General features: G+C 68.9%; 18 protein-coding genes. 11 read left to right on the forward strand and 7 right to left on the reverse strand.

Going from position 1 to position 19,523, the window contains the following annotated elements:
* Positions 1-34: 34 nt before the first annotated feature.
* Both ACOFKW_RS09490 and ACOFKW_RS09495 read left to right on the forward strand, forming a co-directional pair.
* Positions 35-1,006, forward strand: coding sequence for an NAD-dependent epimerase/dehydratase family protein (locus tag ACOFKW_RS09490; RefSeq protein ID WP_419813909.1), 972 nt, complete (start codon positions 35-37; stop codon positions 1,004-1,006).
* Entirely contained in the window at positions 1,003-1,992 is a 990-nt protein-coding gene (locus tag ACOFKW_RS09495; protein ID WP_419813910.1) for a glycosyltransferase family 2 protein, read from the forward strand. The genes ACOFKW_RS09490 and ACOFKW_RS09495 overlap by 4 nt, the downstream gene beginning before the upstream one ends.
* Here the strand turns inward: ACOFKW_RS09495 and ACOFKW_RS09500 are convergent.
* The gene (locus tag ACOFKW_RS09500; RefSeq protein WP_419813911.1) at positions 1,989-3,314 is read right to left on the reverse strand and encodes a lipopolysaccharide biosynthesis protein; all 1,326 of its coding nucleotides are present in this window, start codon (positions 3,312-3,314) and stop codon (positions 1,989-1,991) included. The genes ACOFKW_RS09495 and ACOFKW_RS09500 overlap by 4 nt on opposite strands.
* Entirely contained in the window at positions 3,314-4,510 is a 1,197-nt protein-coding gene (locus tag ACOFKW_RS09505) for an outer membrane beta-barrel protein (protein WP_419813912.1), read from the reverse strand. The genes ACOFKW_RS09500 and ACOFKW_RS09505 overlap by 1 nt, the downstream gene beginning before the upstream one ends.
* 243 nt (positions 4,511-4,753) lie before the next feature.
* Here ACOFKW_RS09505 and ACOFKW_RS09510 point away from each other — a divergent pair, with 243 nt between their 5' ends.
* The gene (locus ACOFKW_RS09510) at positions 4,754-5,605 is read left to right on the forward strand and encodes a hypothetical protein (protein WP_419813913.1); all 852 of its coding nucleotides are present in this window, start codon (positions 4,754-4,756) and stop codon (positions 5,603-5,605) included.
* Here ACOFKW_RS09510 and ACOFKW_RS09515 read toward each other — a convergent pair.
* Genes ACOFKW_RS09515 through ACOFKW_RS09535 form a run of 5 tightly spaced genes read right to left on the reverse strand, consistent with a single transcriptional unit; the run spans position 5,521 to position 11,756 of the window.
* Positions 5,521-7,155, reverse strand: a complete 1,635-nt coding sequence (locus tag ACOFKW_RS09515; RefSeq protein WP_419813914.1) for a hypothetical protein — start codon at positions 7,153-7,155, stop codon at positions 5,521-5,523. The genes ACOFKW_RS09510 and ACOFKW_RS09515 overlap by 85 nt on opposite strands.
* Positions 7,146-7,718, reverse strand: coding sequence for a polysaccharide biosynthesis/export family protein (locus ACOFKW_RS09520; protein WP_419813915.1), 573 nt, complete (start codon positions 7,716-7,718; stop codon positions 7,146-7,148). Before ACOFKW_RS09520 ends, ACOFKW_RS09515 begins: the two co-directional genes overlap by 10 nt.
* Complete coding sequence (locus ACOFKW_RS09525) at positions 7,715-8,557, reverse strand: sulfotransferase family protein (RefSeq protein WP_419813916.1); 843 nt, start codon at positions 8,555-8,557, stop codon at positions 7,715-7,717. Before ACOFKW_RS09525 ends, ACOFKW_RS09520 begins: the two co-directional genes overlap by 4 nt.
* The gene (locus tag ACOFKW_RS09530; RefSeq protein WP_419813917.1) at positions 8,554-9,753 is read right to left on the reverse strand and encodes a DegT/DnrJ/EryC1/StrS family aminotransferase; all 1,200 of its coding nucleotides are present in this window, start codon (positions 9,751-9,753) and stop codon (positions 8,554-8,556) included. The genes ACOFKW_RS09525 and ACOFKW_RS09530 overlap by 4 nt, the downstream gene beginning before the upstream one ends.
* The gene (locus ACOFKW_RS09535; RefSeq protein ID WP_419813918.1) at positions 9,750-11,756 is read right to left on the reverse strand and encodes a polysaccharide biosynthesis protein; all 2,007 of its coding nucleotides are present in this window, start codon (positions 11,754-11,756) and stop codon (positions 9,750-9,752) included. Before ACOFKW_RS09535 ends, ACOFKW_RS09530 begins: the two co-directional genes overlap by 4 nt.
* 335 nt (positions 11,757-12,091) lie before the next feature.
* Between ACOFKW_RS09535 and ACOFKW_RS09540 the strand changes: the two genes are divergently transcribed.
* The 8 genes from ACOFKW_RS09540 to ACOFKW_RS09575 are packed head-to-tail and all read left to right on the forward strand — an operon-like array spanning position 12,092 to position 19,355.
* Positions 12,092-13,264, forward strand: coding sequence for a glycosyltransferase (locus tag ACOFKW_RS09540; protein ID WP_419813919.1), 1,173 nt, complete (start codon positions 12,092-12,094; stop codon positions 13,262-13,264).
* A complete protein-coding gene (locus tag ACOFKW_RS09545; protein WP_419813920.1) occupies positions 13,261-14,448 on the forward strand; it encodes a glycosyltransferase family 4 protein in 1,188 nt (395 codons plus the stop codon). Before ACOFKW_RS09540 ends, ACOFKW_RS09545 begins: the two co-directional genes overlap by 4 nt.
* Positions 14,448-15,026 (forward strand): sugar transferase, encoded by a 579-nt coding sequence (locus tag ACOFKW_RS09550; protein WP_419813921.1) that lies wholly within the window; start codon positions 14,448-14,450, stop codon positions 15,024-15,026. Before ACOFKW_RS09545 ends, ACOFKW_RS09550 begins: the two co-directional genes overlap by 1 nt.
* A complete protein-coding gene (locus tag ACOFKW_RS09555; protein WP_419813922.1) occupies positions 14,998-15,903 on the forward strand; it encodes a methionyl-tRNA formyltransferase in 906 nt (301 codons plus the stop codon). Before ACOFKW_RS09550 ends, ACOFKW_RS09555 begins: the two co-directional genes overlap by 29 nt.
* A complete protein-coding gene (locus tag ACOFKW_RS09560; protein WP_419813923.1) occupies positions 15,900-16,586 on the forward strand; it encodes a PIG-L deacetylase family protein in 687 nt (228 codons plus the stop codon). The genes ACOFKW_RS09555 and ACOFKW_RS09560 overlap by 4 nt, the downstream gene beginning before the upstream one ends.
* The gene (locus ACOFKW_RS09565; RefSeq protein ID WP_419813924.1) at positions 16,583-17,566 is read left to right on the forward strand and encodes an ATP-grasp domain-containing protein; all 984 of its coding nucleotides are present in this window, start codon (positions 16,583-16,585) and stop codon (positions 17,564-17,566) included. Before ACOFKW_RS09560 ends, ACOFKW_RS09565 begins: the two co-directional genes overlap by 4 nt.
* A complete protein-coding gene (locus ACOFKW_RS09570) occupies positions 17,563-18,237 on the forward strand; it encodes an HAD family hydrolase (protein WP_419813925.1) in 675 nt (224 codons plus the stop codon). The genes ACOFKW_RS09565 and ACOFKW_RS09570 overlap by 4 nt, the downstream gene beginning before the upstream one ends.
* Positions 18,234-19,355, forward strand: coding sequence for a glycosyltransferase family 4 protein (locus tag ACOFKW_RS09575; RefSeq protein WP_419813926.1), 1,122 nt, complete (start codon positions 18,234-18,236; stop codon positions 19,353-19,355). The genes ACOFKW_RS09570 and ACOFKW_RS09575 overlap by 4 nt, the downstream gene beginning before the upstream one ends.
* Positions 19,356-19,523 lie beyond the last annotated feature (168 nt).

The raw sequence follows: 19,523 nt of genomic DNA on the forward strand, positions 1-19,523 counted from the left end.
GCGCCGTGGCCTGTTTCGCGCTCAAGGCCGGGTGATGGCCGCCGCCGCGTCTGGGCAGCGGACGCTGATCATCGGTGGTGCCGGCTTTGTCGGCGCGCACCTGGCGGCCCGGCGGCTGGCGCGCGGCGACGCGGTTCACATCGCGGTGCGACCGACGACCGGGCTGGAGCGGCTCGGGGCACTCCGCAGTTCGATCACGCTGCACAGCCTGACCCTGACCGACCGGCCCGCGGTCGATGCCCTGATCGCCGAGGCACGGCCGGACACGATCTTCCACTTGGCCAACACCGACCGGCGGCAGGCGCGCGACGATCTGTCGGACGCGACGCTCAGCATCACCGACGACCTGGCCGGGCTGCTGGCGCTGGTCGCGGCGTGCTCGGTGGCGCGTGAGCCGCCGCGCGTCATGGTGCGCGCCGGCTCGCTCGCCGAATATGGCCCGGTGGCGGCGCCTTTCGTCGAGACCCAGCGCGAGATGCCGACGACCGGTTATGCCGCGGCGTTGGTCGCGGGGACCTGCTACGCGCGGATGCTGGCGCCGCGCCTGCCGTTTGCGCTGGTCACGGCGCGGCTGGCGCTGATCTATGGACCGGCGCAATCCGACCGCTTTTTGATCCCGCAGTTGATCACCAACTGCCTCGCCGGCCTGCCGACGACGATCCAGCGGCCGCGCGACCGGCGCGACCTGATCCATGTCGACGACGCCGTCGACGGGCTCGAGATGCTTGCCGCGCATCCGACCGTGCCGCTGGTCAACATCGCCTCCGGACATGCGCCGACGGTGGTCGAGATCGCCGCCCGGATCTGCGGCGCGACCGGAGCCGACCCTGGCCTGCTCCAGCTCGGCCCCAGCGACGCACCGGGGGGAACACCGCTGTTCCTGGGGTCGTCCAAGCTCGCCCGGCGCGTGCTCGGCTGGTCGCCCCGGACCGACATGGACCAGGGCATCGCCCGGACCGTCGACTGGTACCGCGACAACGCCGTCGTGACCGGCATCGCGGCATGACCGTGCCGGGCAATATCCTGGTTTCCGTTCTGGTCCCGGCCTTCAACGAGGAGGGCAATGTCGCGGCCGCCTATGCCGCGATCGTCGCCGCCTTCGCCCGGCTGCGAAACACCGATTTCGAGATCATCTTCACCGACAACCACTCTACCGATCGCACCTTCGAGGTGCTGAAGGGCTTGGCCGCGCACGATCCCCGGGTCCGGGTGATCCGCCTGTCGCGCAATTTCGGTTACCAGCGCTCGGTGCTGACGGCCTACAAGGCGGCGCGGGGTGATTGCGCGGTCCAGCTCGACTGCGACCTGCAGGACCCGCCGTCGCTGATCCCCGACATGATCGGGCTGTGGCAGCAGGGGCACAAGGTCGTCTATGGCGTCCGCCGCGCGCTGCCCGACGGCATGGTGACGCGGGCCATGCGCCGGCTGTTCTATCGCCTGATCCGGGCGCTCAGCGAGGACGACCTGCCCGTCGATGCTGGCGAGTTCCGGCTCGTCGACCGCTGCATCCTCGACGAGATCAGGCAGGTCGAGGACACCTCGCCCTACGTCCGTGGCCTGATCAGCTCGATGGGTTTTTCGCAGATCGGCCTGATCTATGACCGTGCCGCGCGCACCGTCGGCGAGAGCAAGTTCCCGCTCGGCAAGATGATCGCGATGGCGGTCGACGGCCTGCTCAACCACTCGCTGGTGCCGCTGCGCATCGCCTCGGTGACGGCGCTGGTGACCGGCGCGCTGACGTTCATGCTGATCCTGGGCTATCTGGTGGCTCGCCTGCTGTTCGGGCAGGCGTGGCCGGCGGGCTTCGCGACGACGACGCTGCTGCTGCTGCTGTCGATCATGCTCAACGCGATGTTCTTCGGTATCATCGGCGAATACGTCGGCCGGATCTTCATGCAGGCCAAGCGCCGGCCGCTGCCGATCGTCGAAGCGACCCTCAATTGCGACAGCGCGGAGCCGGCGCGACCGGCGCGGATCGCCGCGGTTTCCTAGGCGGCTTCAGGGTTCGGCAAGCGCGAGGCGCTGCGGAAGCTCGTGATCATCCACGCCGAGGCGATCACCGCCAGCACGATATGCGCGATGTTGGCGCCCATCGCGCCGATCCGCGGGATCAGCAGCAGCGCCGTCAGGTGAAAGCCCAGCGTGCCGGCCAGCGTCGCGAGCAGCACCTGTCGCTGACGACCCATCGCCAGCAGCGCCGATCGAGCCCCGGTGCCGGTCATCGCCAGGGTCACCGCGACCATCTGGACGATCACCAGCGGCGCCGCCCCGGCGAACGCATCGCCCGCCAGCCGGCGCAGCAGCGTCTCGCCGCCGACGAGAAAGAACAGCACGCCCAGCGCGCCGGTGCCGAACAACAGCCATTCGGCCTGCCAGACCGTCCGGCGCACGTCCGCGACCCGCCCGGCCGACCAGGCGCGCGCGATGTCGGGATAGAGCACCGCCTGCACCTGGGTCGCGACCTGCTCGGCCAGCCGCCCGACGCGCTTGGCGATGTTGTACAGTCCGGCCGCGGCGGGCCCGGCCAAGGCGCCGACGATCAGGATGTCGAACTGGTTGGCGCTGGATCGTAGCGTCAGGGACAGGTTGCTCGACCAGGCGAAGCTCCACAGTCCTTCGAATCGCCTGGTGACCCCGGCGAGCGGCGCCGCAAGGACGCCGTGAACGCCGTTGTCGCGAAGCACGCGGAACGCGAGCAGCAAGCTGAACAGCGCGCCGGCGATCTGCGTCGCCATCCAGATCGCGGTGAAGGTGACCAGTCCGGCACCCGCCTCCAGTGCGACGGCACACAGCGCCAGCCGGACGAGGCCGCCGCCGACCGGACCATAAGCGGCGAGACGGAAGCGGCCGAACAGGCGCAGCACCGCGGTGGTCATGCCGTTGAGATTGAACGGCAGGACGCAGCAATAGATCAGCACGACCTGCCGGGTCTGGTCGGACCAGCCGAGCTGCTGACCCGCCACCAATGCAATCGCGATCGCCACGAGCCAGGCGAGCCCGGCTCCGGCCAGGTCCAGCACCAGACCGAACTTGAGCAGCGCACGCAGGTCGGTCTTGTCGCCGATCCCGGTCAGGGCCGCGCCGTATTTGATCAGTGGCTGCCACGACTGGAAAGTGACGAGGCGCTCGACGGCGCGGGTATAGCCCAGGGTCAGCGCCAGCACGCCATAGTCCACCGGCCCCAGGGCGCGCGCACTCAGCGCCGTCGCCGCCAGCCCGACCAGAGCGCTGGCGGCGTTGCCCGACAGCATGTGGCCGACGGTGCCGATCAGCGCCCGCAGCGTGCCCGTCATCGCGACCTGCTGCGACGGCATCAGACCCGGACCCGCAGGCCGATGCTGGCGGTGGTCTTCTTGTACTGGTCGAAGATCTGGTTCGCGCTGCGGTCGGCGTAGCGTGCGTTGACGTACAGCGACCAGCGGCTGCCGAACAGATATTCGACTTCGCCGTCGACGCTGTACTGTTGGAGGTGGCGAACCAGGAAGCCGCGGTAGACCGTGTCTTCGAAGCCGACGGCGGCATGGACCAGCAGGTTGTGCCGGGCCTCCCCCTCGAAAGTCAGGGCGGCGACGGTATTGACGCGGCCGCTGGCGCCGGAGCGGATGGTGCCGTTGTCGCCGCGCACCAGCTTGAGCTTGAACGCCGTCCGCGGTGACGGCGTATAGCTCAGGCTGGCCCTGACGGCGACGTCGGAAAAGGATGCCTGGGTGGGATCGTCGGAATTGGCCTTGAACGCGCCGACACCGATATCGCCTTTCCATCGACCGGAAATGTCGAGCGTGACTCCTGCCAGCGCGCCGATCGTGCTCGCGTCGCGATTGACGCCGCTGCGGTCGAACGGCAGGACGGCGTCGCGGCGATTGCCATAGCCCTGCACGAACAGGCCGAGCCGGGTCGATGCCGCCCAGCTCAGGCGCAGCGAGGCGCTGGTGTTGTTGAGGTCGCGGTCGTCCTCGGACGCTTCGAGATAATTGACCCGCAGGATGTCGGCGCGAAGCGCGATACCGAAGCGGTTGCGCCGGTAGCTGGCGCCGACATCGGCAAGTATCACGTTGGTCTTGGAGGGGCGGCGCAGCAGCGGACTGGCCTCTGGGTCGGAGCGGTTGACGGCGCCGCGATCGAACCGGGCGATGCCGTCGAAACTGAGTGTCGGGCTCGCATCGTAAATCGCGCTCGTGCCGGCGCCGAAGGTCACACGGTTCTCGGTCGTGTACGTCGTGAGGCGACGGATGTTCGCTTCCACGTCCGCCGCGACGTTGAGCCGGCTGCCGTCGGCCGTCACGTCGACGCGCGGTCCGAAGTTGAAGATCGCATCGTCCTGCGCGGCCTTCGATACCGCGAAGACATTGCTGTCATACTGGGTCTCGGCCGACAGGACCGGGGCGACGACGATATTGCCGAAGCGCCAGCGGCCGGCCTCGTAGCCGGGCCGGGGCAGGTTGGCGATGCTTTCGCTGCCTTTCGGCTCGACGCTCTGCGCGCGTGCCGCCGCACCGGAAATGCTCGCCACGACGCATACGGCCGCGATGTGCCGCACCCGTTGCCTGTTCGCCGCCGAGCTTGAAATCGGCCGTCCCCCAATTGCCCCATTACCCTGGCGACAGACTAGCCGGGCAGCCGCCCCGGCGGAATCGCGTATCGGGGTAATCGCCTCCTCCGACGGGCTAGGCGCGCGGGTCATACCGCTCCGGAATAGTCAGCCGCGACTTGGCCGGTCGGCAGTATCACCAGATGGAAACTGGGAGGACGGAACGTGGCGGCTGCAATCGAGGCAATGGGCGGCGGGCGGGCGATGTCGGCGGTGGCGGAACGGCGCGTCTTCTCGCGCCTGCGCATGCCCGGCGGCATCTTCAAGACGACTTCGGCCCGCCGCCTGACCGACGTCGATGCGGCAACCGTCGACGCACTGCCGGCGCCTGGATCGACCCTCGCCGCGATCGACGTCGGCGCGTCGTCGGGAACGACCGCGGTGGAGCTGGTCACGGCGCTGGCGACCGCCGGGCACCGCGTCCGCATGACGATGACCGACATCTCGCTGACGGCGCGACAGCTGCGGGTTCATCCGGGCTATACGGTGCTGGTCGATGCGGAGACGCGGCTGCTCCAGCATATCGTGCTCGGCGTGCCGATCCGGCCGTGGCGCCGCCGACTCGACTATGTCACGCAATTCTGGCTGGCGACGGGCGCGGCGAATCGCTGGCATGCCAGGATGGCGGCCAACGGGGCGATCGACCGGGCGCTGCAAGGGGCGACGCTGGTCTTGCTGGTCGCGCCGGCAGCCGCCGAGCATCCCGACATCGCCTGCGAGGAGGGCGATGTCTTCGCGCCGCCGCCGGCGAACCACCGCGCTGCCTTCGACATCGTCCGGGCGGCGAACCTGCTGCTGCCTGAGGTTTTCTCGACCGAGCGCATCGTTACCGCGCTCGAACATCTTAAGGCGCGGCTGCGGGGGCCGGGGTCGCTGCTGGTGCTGGCTCGCAGCCCGGCACCTGGCAGGCCGGGTTCGAATCGCGCGACGATCTACAGGCTCAATGCCGAGGACCGGCTGGAGGTCGCGGCGCGTATCGGCGGCGGCTGCGATATCGAGGCGCTGGCCGGCACGTAAAGCTGCAGTTCGCCGTAGCGGGTGGCGGCGTTGGGCAGGGATGCCCGCCGATACCCGCGGCTTGCGGCATAGGCCCGAAACGCATCATCGAGCTCGCCCTCGGCGCCGACCAGGATCGCTCCCGGCGGCTGGGCGTCGAGCCGCGCGGCCAGCGTCGAGGCCGAGACGGTGCGCCAGAAGCGCCGGTGATCGGGCGCGATCAGGTCGGCGACGCGGTATACGAACGGTCCCACCGCCAGCTCCGGATAGACCGCGGCGCCACCGTCGAGCGCATAGATCGGCGCCAATGTCGCGACCGGTCGGCCATGTGCCGCCGCGGCGACGGCGACCGCCGTGTCATGGACGACGTTACCGGTCCATGCGGCGGGCCGAGCGAGCAGCGGCAGGCGGGCCAGCAGCGGCGGTGCGGCAAGCACGATGGTCAGGCCAGCGGCGGCGGCGAACACCGGCATCATGGACCGCCGCTCGGCGTCGGTCTGCCGGCCGATCAGCAGGATCAGCAGCACCAACAGGAACGGCAGCGGCGGCGCGAAATACTGGGGGAACGACGGGCGCGGCAGGAAGGCGACCGCAATACCCGTCGCGACCAGTCCCAGAACCAGCAGCACGCGCCAGTCCGGACGCCAGCCGCGCGAGGCCAGTTGCACGGCGACCGCGACCACCGATGCGGCCAGCAGCAGCGTCGGCCCGGCCCCCCAAACCGAGATCGACAGCGCGATCCGGTCGTGGAGCGAGATGACGAGCGACTCGCGCGAGGTCAGCGCCCAGGCGAGATGCGGCCCGCGGTGATAGCCGACGACATGGTCGATGAACCCCGCCGGGTCGGCGGCGAAGGCGTACAGGGTGGGAGCGCCGCCGATTGCGGCCCCGATAAGCAAAGGCAGGGCGAGGCGCTTCAGCCGCATCGCCAGCGGCAGCGATGCGGGCGCGCAGATCGCGGCGACGGCGAAGGGCGGGATCAGCAGGACGTAATTCGCCTTCATGCCGACCGCGACGGCCAGCAGCGCTCCGGCCAGCGCGATCCTGATCGGGCGAATCTCCGCCCGCGTCGCTTCGCCGAGATAGAGCGCCAGTCCGGCCAGCGCGAACGGCATCGGCATGAAATTGTTGGTGACCAGCGTGCCGGCCTGGCCCCCAAGCAACGGGTTGGCGACCAGCAGCAGCACGACGAACATCGCCGCCAGCGGGCTGCCCGTCTCTTTCCGCGCCAGATACGCCAGCAGCCAGCCGGTCGCCAGCCAGGCGAGCAGGATGACGCAGCGATAGACCAGCAACGGCCGCCAGAAATCGGTCAGATGGGCGACGGCGTTCAACAGGATCGGCAGGTTCGGCAGGTGGTTGAAACCGAAGTCGCGGTACAGCGCTCCTTGCCCGAACAGCAGCCCGGTACTGACGAACATCTGCTCGTCGTGACGCAACGGTGCACCGAGGATCGTCGCGGCCAGGGCGGCGCACAGCACGCCGAGGCCGATACCGCAGGCGAGGACCAGCCGGTCGCCGGCAACCCGGGGCCGCGACCGGGCAGCGGCCGCGGCGATCGTCAGAACCACGCCTCCGGAATGTTGACCGTGTCGCCGGGCTGGATCGCGGTCTCCGGGCGCGCCGTGCCCGACACCATATTGCCATCGAGATTGCGGACGATGGTGGCGCGGTGCTTCTGAGCGCGGAAAGTGAAGCCCCCGGCGATGGAGATCGCCGTCAGGACCGACATGCCGGGCACGAACGGATATTGGCCGGGCTTTTGGACCTCGCCCAGAATGAAGAACGGGCGGTACTTCTCGACCTGGACGCTGACGCTCGGCGCCTTCATCAATTCCTTGGACTTGAGGGTCGAGACGATGAGCCCCTCGAGCTCGGCGACGGTCTTGCCGGTGGCGACCAACTGGCCGACGAGCGGGATCGACACCGTGCCGCCGTCGCCGATCACATAGCTCCGGGTCGCCGCATCCATCCCGTAGATCATGATCTGGACACCGTCGCCGGCACCGAGGCGATAGGGGCCGGGCTTGACGAGCGGGATCGGCGGCAACGACTTGGCAACGAGCGGCACGGGGCTCAACGAGGCCAGGATCACTGCGGTCACGCAACGCTTCAACACTACCGACACGTTCATCTCGACTGTTCCACCGCAAGCCACGAACCAAGGTCACGACGCAAAAGAGTGCCGAGCGACTCGACGTCGGCTGCGTAGAAATCCCGCAGCCGCAGGCGCAGGTCGGGCCGCAGCTGGGGATAATCGATGGGCCGCGCCAGGCCGGCGTGCAGGCGCTGGAACCAGGCGCGTCGGCGGAATGGCGCGACGGTGCGCTTCAACGGCTGCAGGGTCCGCCGCAAGCCGAGGGGCAGCAGCGGCGCTCGGCTGTCGTTGCGCCGCTCGTCCGGGGCGACCGGCACCGGTACGGTCGGCGTACCGATGTGCCGCCCGATCGCCTCCAGCGTCGCCTCGGGGGCGCGGCGCACATCGTCGTACAGGACGATCTGCAGCTGCTCCTGCGGGAAGCGATCGGCGAACCGGGCAAGGTGCTGGCCGTACAATCCGTCGTTGAGGAACCGCGGCTGGGCGCTGCCCCGCGTCAAATACTGGTCGATCCGGCCGTCGACGGTGCCGCGGCGGTACAGCATGCAATAGTCGGAATAGGCGCGCTCGATCGGGTTGCGCAGCTGGACCACCAGTCGCGCATCCGGGATCATGCTGGCGAGGCGGCTGGCGGCGAGGGGGTGCGCCAGATAGTCGGCGGATTTCTCGCCGACCAGCTGGCCCGGCTCGGCAGCGGCGAACAGCGATGCGTACCAGCCCGGGCCACGATCGAATGCCGAACTGAAGTAATGCGGCTCCTGTTCGGGGAGGAACAGGTTCGGCTGGGCGCGCAGCTGGTTACCGGTCCAGGTCGTCGCCGCCTTGACCGCGCCGATGATGACGAAGCTCGGCAGCCGGGAAGTCGGGACTGTCACGCGGTGGCTCCTGCAACGATCGTGGCAAGGCCGGTCGCGATCACCGCCATGTCGTCGGCGTCGAGGGTCTGGTCGACCGGCAGCATCAGGCTGGTGAGCCCGAGTTCCGCCGCAACCGGCAGAGGTGCCGGCGGCGCGAGACCCGCTGCGACAAAGGCACGTTCGCGGTAGATCTCCGGGCAAACGCCCGACTGGCAGGGCAGGCCGGCATCCTGCGCCGCGGCGACGATTCGGTCACGGCTCCACCCCGCTCGCAGCCGCTCCGGCCGGACGAAAGCATAGTATTTGTAATAGGCATGGCCGATCCCGTCGCCCGGCACGGTGAGGCGCAGCGCGGCCAGGTCGGCGAGCTGCCGGTCGAGTACACGGGCATTACGCTGCCGGACTGCGGTCCAACCCGGCAGCTTGGCAAGCTGATGACGCCCGATCGCGGCCTGGAACTCGGTCATCCTGAGGTTGCTGCCGAAGCTGTCGTGGAGCCAGCGGAAGCTCGGACCCGGCGGCGCCATCACGCCAAGCTGCTTGCCATGGTCCTTGAGCGACCAGGCGCGGGCATGAACCTCGTCGTCGCGGAACAGCAGCAAGCCACCCTCGCCGCCGGTCGAGATGATCTTGTCGGTGCAGAACGAAAAGCTCGCGACGTCGCCGAACGAGCCGACCGGGCGGCCGTCGAGCGTCGCGCCATGCGCCTGCGCACAGTCCTCGATGATCTTGAGGTCGTTTGCTTCGGCAAGGGCGACCAGCTCGTTCATCCCGGCGGGCCAGCCGGCGAGGTGGACGACCAGGATGGCGCGCGTCCGCGGCCCGATCACCGCCGCGACGCTGGCCGCGGTCAGGTTCTGGCTGACCGGATCGACGTCGGCGAACACCGGCGTCGCGCCGACCGAGACGACGCAGCTGGCCGAGGCGACGAAGCTCCGCGGCGTGACGACGACCTCGTCACCGGGACCGATGCCGAGCGCCCGCAGCGCGATTTCGAGCGACACGGTCCCGTTGGCGACGGCGATCGCATGAGGCATGCCGCAAGCCTGCGCATAGGCCGCCTCGAAGGCGCGGCACTGCTCGCCGTGATGCAGGGCATTGACCCGGCCAGACCGCAGTACCTCGGCTGCGGCAGCGATCTCGTCCTCGGCATAGACCGGCCAGCGCGACCGTGGCGGGGCGTCCGCGACGCGTGCCAGTGCGACGACGCTCATGCCGCGACCTGTACGGGCTGGGCATGCTGAGGTGCCGGTGCGGGCGCGGATGCCGGCTCGGGCGCGGGGCTCCAGCGGTAGGTGCCATAGCCGCACCCGGTCTGGGTGGCGGGATGCAGGATCTCGGCGAGCATGGCGCGGGTCGCGATCGTGTCGTTGGTCGCCGCAGCCCCGGCCAGCCGGTCGAAGTCGGCGCTCAGCTGGGCCAGCGGGATGGCGACCGGCTCGGCCTCGAAGATGCCGGGCAATGCCGAAGCCAGCCGGCGCTCGCTGGTATCGAACAGCTCCTCGTACAGCTTCTCGCCCGGGCGCAGGCCGGTGATGTTGATCTTGACGTCCTTGTCGGGGCGCAGGCCGGCGAGGCGGATCATGCGCCGGGCGATATCGATGATCGGGATCTGCTCGCCCATGTCGAGCACGAAGATCCGGCCGCGGTCGCTGTCACTGGCGAGCGCGTGCCCGGTGCTTTGCAGGATCAGGTGGACGGCTTCGTGCACTGTCATGAAATAGCGGCGGATCTCGGGATGGGTCACGGTCAGCGGCACCCGCCGGTTGAGCTGGCGCTGGAACAGCGGGATCAGCGAACCGCTCGACCCGAGCACGTTGCCGAAGCGCACCGTGAGGAAGCGCGGCGACACCGGATAGTGAGCGCCGTCGAGGTCGAGTGCCTGGCAGTAAAGCTCGCCGAGCCGCTTGGTCGCGCCCATCACGCCGACCGGATTGACCGCCTTGTCGGTCGACACCTGGACCATGGCGCGCACCCCGAAGCGGCGCGCCGCGTCGGCGACGTTGCGGGTGCCGAGGACGTTGGTCTGGACGCCGGCGCAGGGATTGGTCTCGACCAGCGGGACGTGCTTGAGCGCCGCGGCATGGAAGACCAGGTTCGGGCGGTACTTGGCGAAGGCGGCAAAGACCGCGCCGCGCTGCCGGATCGAGCACATCACGGGGACACGGGGAATGTCGGGGAAGTTCTCGCCGAGCTCCTGGTCGACGCTGTACAGGTTGAATTCGTTGGCATCGAGCAGGATGATCTCGTCGGGCCGAGCCGCAGCGATCTGGCGGACGAGCTCGCGCCCGATGGTGCCGCCAGCACCGGTCACCAGCACCCGCGAATGAGCGACGAGATTGCCGATCGTCTCGGTGTCGACCGCAGCGAGCGGCCGGCCGAGCAGCGCCGCCATGTCGAGCAGGTCGAGTTCCCCGGCCGAGACTGCGCCGGTCTTGGCATCGCCGGGCAGGTGCGCGACCGTGAGGCCGAGGCTGGCGGCATCGGTCACCAGCCGCATCAGCTTGGCGCCGGTGACGCGCTCCGCAGCGTTGGCAAAGATGATGCATTCGGGACGACGCCCGGCAGCATCGAGGGTCTTGACCGCGTGCTCCAGGGCATCGGTCGGCCCCAGCATCGGAACGCCGCGGACACGCAGCCGCAGATGGCCGGTGACGTCGTCGAGGATGCCGACCGGCTGATAGGCGCGCGTGCCATCGGCCTCGATCCGGCGCAGCGCGAGGTCGAGTCCGTCACCGGTGCCGACGACGATCGCGCGTCGTTCGCCGTCGACCGCGGGCCGCGGCCGTACCCTGACGCCGCCATTCAGGCGTTCGGCCGCGAGCCGCCGCGCGAGACGAACGCCGGTCAGCCCGGACAGCAGCGTGAACCATTGAATGATCGGCACCGACATCGGCAGCCAGCCGGCATGCCCGGTGGCGGCCAGCAGGGCGGTCGAGGCGAAAATGGTGATCGTCGTCGCCAGGACCAGCACCGGCAGGTCGGTGACCGAGACATAACGCCAGGTCCGGTTGTACAAGCCGAGTGCGTGGAACGTCACGATGCCGATGATCGCAAAGACCGGTAATGCCTCCAGCGTGCCACGCAGCATCTCGGGCGTCGGCGCGTCGCTCATGCGCAGCATGACGGCGAGCATCAACGTCCCCGCCGCTAGCAGCGTGTCGATCGCGGCCAGCGACAGATAGCGCAGCCGCCGACGGCTCCGCAGCCTCTCCATGCAAGTTTTCAGCATCCGACTCATGCCCCACACACCCCGCGTGGTCGTCCCGACATCGAGCGGGCCAGCCACGGGATCGCTTGTACGACAGGCGAAAAGGCGAGCGGGGTAGCATTGCGGTGACTATCCCTTAACACTTCGTTCATACCGACGGAGCAGCGCACTAGCCCATTCGATACTGCCCGAAGCGCAGGTTGCTGCCGGAAGTATATGAGCCGCAATCACCCGCGCCGGATCGCTTCGCCTCGGCTACCGCAGAGGTGGGGCAGGATGGAGGGGGGCAGCGTCATGGATCGCAGAGCTGGTGTCGTGACCGGAGCCGATTGGTTCGCGGCGTGCCCTTGACGATCCTGCACGTCATCACCGGACTGAACGTCGGCGGCGCGGAGGCCATGCTGTCGAAGCTGGTGACGCACTCCGCTGTCGCCGCGGCGGGTCAGCGCCACGAGGTGCTGACCTTGATGCCGCCAGGTGTCGCGGGACGCCGGCTGGCGGCGCTCAGCGCTCCGCCGCATAGCCTGGGTATTCGCCGGCCCCGCGCCGGCCTGGGCGCCGCGATGCGGCTGGCCAAGGTCGTCCGCCAGGTCCGCCCCGATATCGTCCAGGGCTGGATGCACCACGGCAACCTGGCCGCGATGATCGGGCAGCAGCTGGTCAGTCCACGGCCGACGCTGATGTGGAACGTGCGTCACTCGCTCGAGGATATCGCCCTCGAGAACCCGATGACGCGGGCGATCCTGCGTTTCGAGGCCCGGCGCTCGCGGTCGCCCGCGACGATCATCTATAATTCGCGCGTCGCCGCCCGCCAGCATGGCGACATCGGTTTCGACGGCAGCCGGAGTTGCATCATTCCGAATGGCTTCGACTGCGGGCACTTCGCGCCGGTCGCGGTGCGGCGTGGCGCGCTGGCCAGTCGCTTCGGCATCGAGCACGATGCCACTGTCGTCGCGATGATCGCGCGGCGCCACCCGATGAAGTCGCCGGAGACGCTGGTCGAGGCGGTCGGACGAGCCCGGTCGGCAGGCATCGACCTGCACCTGCTGATGGTCGGCGACGGCATGGATACGCTGCCGAGCGAGATGCATGACGCTTTCCGGCGCGCGGTGCCGGAGGACCGGCTGACCTTTGCGCCGCACCGGTCCGATCTTGCCGAGTGGCTGCCCGAAGTCGACATACTCGCGCTGCCGTCAGCCTGGGGTGAGGGCTTTCCCAATATCCTCGGCGAGGCGATGGCGTGCGGCGTGCCGTGCGTGACGACCGATGTCGGCGATAGCGGCTGGGTGGTTGGCGAGACTGGCGAGGTCGTGCCGCCGCGCGATGCGTCCGCGCTCGAAGCGGCGCTCATCCGGCTGGAACGGCTGGGTCCGGAGGGACGCCGCCGCTTGGGCCGCGCCGCACGGCAGCGCGTCGTCGACGAATTCTCGCTCGGCGAGACGGTGTCGCGCTACACCGACCTGTACGCCGATGCGGCCGAGACCCGGGCCGGGCGCATTGGTGGCACGGCATGACCGCAGCGCCGAAATCCAGCGGCAAGAAGGTCGTCGTCGTCGCCAGCCTGGCCTGGTCGTTGATCAATTTTCGCGGGCAGTTGCTCAGCGACATGGTCGCCGCCGGGCACGATGTCGTCGCCGTGGCGCCGGAAGACGACCCCGAGGTGGCGCGCGAGCTGGCCGCCCGTGGCGTACGTTACCGCGTCGTCCCGATGCGTCGCGCCTCGATCAGCATCGCCAGCGACATTCGCACCCTGATGGCGCTGTACGGCCTGTTCCGCGCCGAACGACCCGACCTGGTCCTCGCCTATACGCAAAAGCCGATCGTCTATGCCGGGCTGGCGGCGCGCATGGCCGGCATCCCGCGCTTCGTCGCGATGATCAGCGGGCTCGGCCATGTGTTTTCCGACGGTGGCGGTCGCGCCCAGGCCGTGCTTCGCGGACTCGTCTCGCAGCTTTACCGCCAGGCGCTGACCGGTGTAGCGACGGTGTTCGTCTTCAACAGCGACGACCGCGCCGAATTGTTGAAGCATCGCATCATCACGGCGGACGTGCCGGTCGTGCAGGTGCCGGGATCGGGGATCGACACCCGACGCTTCGTCGCCGCGCCGTTGCCGGCCGGTGCGCCGGTGTTCCTGCTGGTCGCCCGGCTGTTGCGCAACAAGGGCCTGTACGAATTCGTCGAGGCGGCCCGTCGCATCCGCGCCAATCATCCCGAAGTGCGGTGCCAGTTGCTCGGCCCGCGCGATCCGAACCCCGCCGGCATTACTGCGGCCGAACTCGCTTCATGGCAGGCGGAGGGCGTCATCGAATATCTCGGCGAGACCCGCGACGTCGTGCCGTTCTTTGCCGGCGCCAGCGTGTTCGTGCTGCCGACCTGGTACCGCGAGGGCCTGCCGCGCACGATCCTGGAAGCGATGGCCAGCGGCCGTGCGGTCATCACCAGCCTCGCGCCGGGCTGCCGGGACGCAGTCGAGGACGGCGCCAACGGCTGGCTGGTGCCGGTCCGCGACACCGCTGCCCTCACCGCGGCGATGCAGCGCTTCGTCGACGATCCGCAGTTGATCGTGGCGATGGGCGCCCGCAGCCGCATGTTGGCGGAGGCGCGCTATGACGTACGCATCGTCAACCACCTGCTGCTGTCGACCATGAACCTGCTGCCGCCCGCGCCGGCGGCGGCCCAGCTGTCCGACGCCGCCTGATGCAACGGCTCGTCGACCTCATCGTCGCCGCCATGCTGTCGGTGGTTGCGGCACCGCTTGCCGTGCTGGTCGCCATCATCGTCGCGCTGACGCTCGGCCGCCCGCTGCTGTTCCGCCAGGTCCGCAGCGGCGCCGGGGGCCGGCCGTTCACGCTGGTCAAGTTCCGCACGATGCGCCTGGTGCCCGGCGACGATGCCGAGCGGACCCCGACGGTCGGGCGCTGGCTCAGGCGCTCGCGCCTCGACGAACTGCCGCAACTGGTCAACATCCTGCGCGGCGACATGGCCTTCGTCGGGCCGCGGCCGTTGCTGCCAGAGACGATTGCAGCCTGGGGCGCCGACGGCAGTGCGCGCGGCGCGGTTCGGCCCGGACTGACCGGGTGGGCCCAGGTCCACGGCAACACCCGGCTGTCGAACCACGAGAAACTGGCTCTCGATCTTTGGTATATCGAGAACCGCACCCTTATCCTCGATCTTTCGCTGCTCGCCAGGACCGTCGGCGTGGTCCTTTTCGGCGAGCATGCAAATCGACCAGCGCTGGAGCGTGCTCATGCGAGCAGTCGTCGTCGGCGCAGTTGAGTCCACCCGCATCGCGCTTGCCGCATTGGCACGCGCCGCCGACTGGCGCGTCGCCGCGGTCGTCACGCTGCCTGGAGAGCTGGCGAAGCGGCACAGCGATTTCGTCGACCTGGCGCCCGATGCAGCCGAAGCGGGAGCGCTGTTCATCCAGGCCGCCGATGGCAACGCCGCCGACGTGGTGGCGCAGGTCGCCGCGCTCGATGCCGATATCGGTCTGGTCATCGGCTGGTCGCAGATCTGCCGCGAGCCTTTCGCCTCGGCGTTCAGGCAGGGGCTGGTCGGCTATCATCCCGCGCCGTTGCCCCGGCTGCGCGGTCGCGGCGTGATCCCCTGGACGATCCTGGTACGGGAGCCGATCACCGCAGCGTCGCTGTTCTGGATCGATGCGGGCGTCGACAGCGGACCGCTGATCGGACAGCGCTATTTCCACGTCGCGCCCGGCGAGACGGCCGGCACCCTGTACGAGCGGCACATGGCGGAACTCGCCGCACTGCTCGACGATGTGCTGCCGGGGCTGGCGGCCGGGTCGGCGGCGCGCGTCGTACAGGACGAGCGCTGTGCGACCTGGGCGGCGCGGCGCACTGCCGCCGACGGCGAGATCGACTGGCGCGCGCCGGCGTGTGACGTCGAGCGCCTCGTCCGCGCAGTGACCAGGCCGTACCCCGGCGCTTTCACTCACAGCTCGGGCGAGCGCCTGGTCGTCTGGCGGTCGAGCCTGTGGCCGGAAGCAACGCGCCACAGCGCTGCACCGGGCCAGGTCATCGCCATCACCGAAGGCAGTTTCGCAGTCGCCTGCGGTGATGGTGGCGCGATCCTCATCGACGAATGGCAGGGCGCGCCGCCCAGGCTCCACGCCCGATTGGGACAATCCAGATGACCAGCATGATCGACCGCATCGGACGCGCGCTGGTCATCGCACCGCACCCCGACGACGAGGTTCTCGGCTGCGGCGGTGTCATGGCGCTGCTCGGCGACCGCGGCGTCGATACGCACGTCGCGATCGTCACCGAAGGTCGCGCCCCTGCTTACACCGCCGCGCACCTGGCGCAGCTGGTCAAGGAAACCGAGGCTGCCCATGCGATCCTTGCCACCACGGAAATTCATTACCTCGGGCTCCCGGCGGCCGCGCTCGACCAGGTCGCCCATGCCGGGCTGAACCACATGCTCGCATCGCTGATCGTCGAGCTCGCGCCCGACACGGTGTTCGTGCCCTTCGGCGGCGACGTCCACCGCGATCACCAGCTCGTATTCGCGTCGGCGCTGGTGGCAGTGCGGCCCGCGGGGCCGACCTATCCGGTCCGGCTGCTGGCGTACGAGACCTTGTCCGAGACCAATTGGAACGCGCCCGGCGTGACGCCCGGCTTCACGCCGAATGTCTTCATCGATGTCGCCGAGGGACTGGAACGCAAGCTCGCCGCCTTCTCCGCTTATGCGTCGCAGGTCCGCGCCTTTCCGTCGGAGCGGTCGATCGAGGCGTTGACCGCGCTGGCGCGACTGCGTGGCGCCTGCGTCCACCGCACCGCCGCCGAAGCCTTCATGCTGTTGCGTGAGGTCGGATGAGCGCGCCCCGTTCATCCCTGCGGATGCTGTTGAGTTGCGCCGGGCGTCGCGTCGCCTTGCTCGAGGCATTTCGGAGCGCAGCGGACGAGCTTGGCATCGCGCTGGAGATCGTCGCCAGCGACGTCGCTCCAGAATACAGCGCGGCCTGTCACCGGGCCGACAGTGCGGTGACGGTGCCGCGCGCCGACTCGGGCGACTTCGTTCCGTACCTGCTCGACCTGGTGCGCAGCAGGGACATCGGCCTGATCGTGCCGACCATCGACCCCGAGTTGCTGCCGCTCGCCGAGGCCCGGAGCGGGTTTGCCGAGCTTGGTGCCGAGGTCGCGATCAGCGCACCGGGTCTCGTTGCGATGGCGGGCGACAAGCTGGCGACGGCGGCCTTCCTGGCTGAGCATGGCGTCCCGTCACCCGCCACGGCGACGCTGGCCCAGGCGCTCGCGGCCCCCGGCAACTGGCCCGGGTCGATGTTCGTCAAGCCGCAGTTCGGCAGCGCCGGCCGCGGCGTTCGCGCGGTGGCGAGCCATGCCGCGCTGGCCGGGTTGGAGGCGGCCGAGCCGATGCTTGTCCAGACACTGCTCCGCGGCGAGGAATATACCGTCAACATGTTCTTCGATGCGCGCGGCAAGCTCGTGACCGCGGTGCCGCACCGGCGCATCTCGGTGCGTGCCGGTGAGGTCGAGAAGGGCGTCACCGTTCGCGAGGCGGGGTTGCTCGCCCTTGCCGAGCAACTGGCGGCTGTCCTGCCGGAGCCGCGCGGCGCGATGTGCTTCCAGGCGATGGTCGACAGCGACGGCAGCGCGGCGGTGTTCGAGATCAACGCCCGTTTCGGCGGCGGCTACCCACTCGCGCATAGCGCCGGGGCACCGTTCGCACGCTGGTTGCTGGAGGAGCGGCTCGGCCTGCCATCGAGCGGTAACGACCGTTGGCGCAGCGGCGTGACGATGCTGCGCTACGACGCCGCCGTGATCGTCGCGCCATGAATACCGGACCGACCCATGTCGTCGTCTTCGACCTCGACGACACGCTCTACCTCGAGCGCGATTACGTCGCGAGCGGCTTTGCGGCGGCCGGGCGCTATGCCGCGCACCGTCACGGTATCGACGGGCTCGAAGCCGCGGCATGCTCCGCCTTCGAAGCTGGGCGGCGCGGCGATATCTTCGACGTCGCGCTGACGGCGCTCGGCTTCGAGGTGCAGGCGCCGGTGGTCGTCGGACTGATCCGCGCCTATCGCAACCACCGTCCGCAGATCAGGCTTGCACCCGACGCCGCAGACTGGCTGACCCGGGTGCCGCCCGGGACTGCACTCGCGTTGCTGACCGACGGCAACGCGATCAGCCAATCGAACAAGGTCGCGGCGCTGGGACTGACGCGATACGGCTTCCGCCCCGTGGTGATCACGGCCCGGCTTGGACGCGGTCGCGGCAAGCCGCATCCGCTCGGCTACAACATGATCGAAAAGGCGTATCGGCTGCCGCCGGAGCGCTTCACCTATGTCGCGGACAACGCGACCAAGGACTTTCTCGCGCCCCGTCGCATGGGCTGGCATACCGTCCAGATCGTCCGGCCGGAGCGTCTGCACCAGCAGCCGGCGCCGGATCGAGCGCACGAGGCGGACACACAGATCGGGACGCTGGCCGAGTTGCGGCGATGACCGGCGCTGCCTTTGCGGGGTCGCCACGCTCGGTCGTGCTGGTCTTGTCGAGCCTGGGAGCCGGGGGTGCGGAGCGGGTCATCGCATTGCTGGCCAACCATTTCGCCGCGGGCGGTGCGCGGGTCACGGTGATCGCATTCGACCGGGAGAGCGATCCGGTCTTCCACACCTTCGATCCGGCAGTCGAGCTGGTGCGCCTGGCAATTCCGCCGCAAAGGAACGGCAGGCTCGGTGCGATGGGCCGGACGGCAAGGCGCATATCGTTGCTGCGCCGAACGTTGCGTAATCTTGCTCCGGAAATCATCATCAGTTTCCTGATCAAGATCAATGTCACCGTGCTGCTCGCGTCGGCGGGCCTCGGCATACCGGTGGTCGTCTCGGAGCGTAATCATCCCGGTCGCGGCAACGGCAATGCGCTGTGGTCGTTCGGCCGACGCGTCGCCTACCGGCGGGCTGCCGCGGTCGTGCTGCAGACCGAGGCGAGCCGGGCTGCGCTGCCCGGTCCGATCGGCCGCCGCGGCATCGTCATCGGTAATCCGATTTCCTGCTGGCCACGGACTGACGAGGCCGCCAGCGGCACCAAGATCCTGGCGGCAGTCGGTCGCCTCGATCCACAAAAGGGCTTCGACCTGCTCCTGCCGGCCTTTGCCGCCGTAGCCGACCGACTTCCCGACTGGCGACTGGTGATCTGGGGCGAAGGACCGTCGCGACCGGCGCTCGAGGCACAACGGAAAAGCCTGGGACTCGACAACCGGGTCGTGATGCCGGGCACATCGACGACACCGGGCGGCTGGGTCGCCACGGCATCGGCCTTCGTCCTGTCGTCTCGCTACGAGGGCTTCGGCAATGCGGTCGTCGAAGCAATGATGTCGGGATTGCCGGTTGTTGCCTTCGACTGTGAGTATGGCATCCGGATCTTGATTCGAGATAACGTCGATGGATTGCTGGTACCGCCAGAATCCGTCGATGATCTCGCAAGCGGCATCGCGACTCTACTGTTGGATAGTGATCTACGCCGCCGGCTGGGCAGCGAGGCCGCGATTTCGGCACAGCGCTTTACACCCCCGATCATCCTGGAGAAGTGGGATAAACTGTTGCGCGACGTGCTGCGCGCCTAGCTGGCTGCTCCTAATGTGCCTCCGATAACCCATTCGAACAGATTATTCGCCGGAAGCTAACTTACGTTTGTTAACTTTTTGGTAATTTCTGTATCATGGCCTTGTTTCGGGGAAGTAACCGGGGTCCGGGATGGACTCCTGCTAGGGGGCTAGTCGATATGGTTATCC

It is taken from the genome of Glacieibacterium sp. (genome assembly GCF_965200405.1).
Lineage (GTDB): Bacteria > Pseudomonadota > Alphaproteobacteria > Sphingomonadales > Sphingomonadaceae > Glacieibacterium.